Annotated in this window: 1 protein-coding gene; it reads right to left on the reverse strand. The window is 66.4% G+C overall.

Annotation, left to right across the window (positions count from 1 at the left end; translation table 11 throughout):
* Window positions 1-179 precede the first annotated feature (179 nt).
* On the reverse strand, window positions 180-1,454 hold the full coding sequence (locus AB0N06_RS38790; RefSeq protein ID WP_366139358.1) for an ISL3 family transposase: 1,275 nt from the start codon (window positions 1,452-1,454) through the stop codon (window positions 180-182).
* Between the last annotated feature and the right edge of the window lie 310 nt (window positions 1,455-1,764).

The raw sequence follows: 1,764 nt of genomic DNA on the forward strand, positions 1-1,764 counted from the left end.
GGTCGGTGGTACTGGCCATGCCGGGGTTGCTCCTGTCTCGCCCATCCAGGCTAACCCGAGGTGCCGGGTGCCTCAGCCGAGACTGTCAGGAAGGGACAAGTCTGTCCGCAGACAACGAGCCCACGTCTTTTCATCAGACGGGGGCTTTTTTGGCTCCCCTGTCGCTTCCGTGGGTGGGTTTATGTGGCTTGACGGCCTGGTAGGTGAGGCCGGTGGCCGCCGAGGTTCAGCATGGCGAGGGCGATGAGGGCGTCGGCGTGTTTGAAGCCGAAGGCCATGCGGGTGATCAGGCGGATCTTGGTGTTCATGCTCTCGACGAGTCCGTTGCTCAAGTGGTGCTCGGAGGCTGCGACGATGGCGTCCCAGTGCCGGACGATGGAGCGTTGCAGCGCGACGAACGGGGCCAGGCGGGAGCGGCGAGCCCACAGTACCCAGTCCCACAGAGCCTGTTGGGTGTCCGCGCCTTGCTTGAGTGCCATCCGCAGGCCCTCCTTGAGCAGGTAGGCGCGGTGCAGGACGGGATGGGCCTTGGCGATGAAGGCGAGCTGGGCCCGCTGGCCTTCGGTGAGATCCTCCGGGTTCCTCCACAGTGCCCAGCGGGACCTCTTGAGGGACTTGGAGCCCGCGGTGGCACGGCCCTTGCCGCCGCGCTCGGTGTTCCAGACATCGCGGCGGACCTGGTCCAGGGCCTCGGTCGCCCACTGGACGACGTGGAAGGGGTCCATCACCCGCACCGCACCCGGGCAGCGCTCGGCGACCACTTTGGAGATCCACTCGGCGGCGTCCGCCGTGACATGCGTGATCTTCGCCGAGCGCTCCTCGCCGAGCAGGTCGAAGAACGTCCGCAGGGTGGCCTTGTCGCGTCCGGCTTCGGCCCACACCAGGCGGCCGGAGTCGTGGTCGACCACGATGGTGAGGTACTTGTGGTGCTTCTTGTAGCTGATCTCGTCGATGCCGATCCGGCGCAACCCGGCCAGCAAGTCCACCCGTTCGGTGACGTCGTGCCACACCCGGGTGCAGATGTTGCCCACCATGCGCCAGCCGATCCGCATCAGCTGGGTGACGGTGGTCTTCGAGCAGCAGGTCGCCAGCCACGCCACCGTTTCGTCGAACGGCAGGGTGTGTCCGGCGCCGTGCCGTGCCCAGGGCACCGCCGCCACGGTCACCCCGTGCTCGGGACAGGAGATGCGGGGCGCGTCGGCCTCGATCACCGCCCGTATCGTGCCGAGGTCCAGTGCCCGCCAGCGCCGCCGGCCCTCGCCCTTGTCGTACTTGGCGCACCGCCGGTCGCAGATCCCGCACCGCCGCCGTCGGCCCCGGGCCGGCCGGGCGTGCATCACGATCAGCACGTCCTGCGGGCCGCCCTCGTCCGAGTCGCTCTCCTCGGCCTCGACCCGCTCGATCACGGTCTTCTCGACACCGAGCAGCCGAGTCCATATCCTTGCAGATTGCACGCCGTATCCAGGTTCTTCCGTTTCGTACCGTCGCAAGTCGAAACGTAGCCGGGGTACGGCGTGTTTTGCATATCAGCCCAGGTCAGCGACCCACGGAAGCGACAGGGGAGCCATATTTGGGTGCGGCCATGGTCGATGTTCCTCTCATGAGTCCCATCTGACCCTCTGTCAACATCCTCCGCATCTCGGGGGAACCTCACACCGACGACCTGTACGCCCGGATCCACCGGCTTGATGCCCGTGGATAGTGCTTCCGGAATCGAAGAAGTGCCTTGTGACCTGCGATGATGGGGTTTCTCTAGGACCACAT

The sequence above is a fragment of the Streptomyces sp. NPDC051020 genome (assembly GCF_040683105.1).
Classification (GTDB): domain Bacteria; phylum Actinomycetota; class Actinomycetes; order Streptomycetales; family Streptomycetaceae; genus Streptomyces.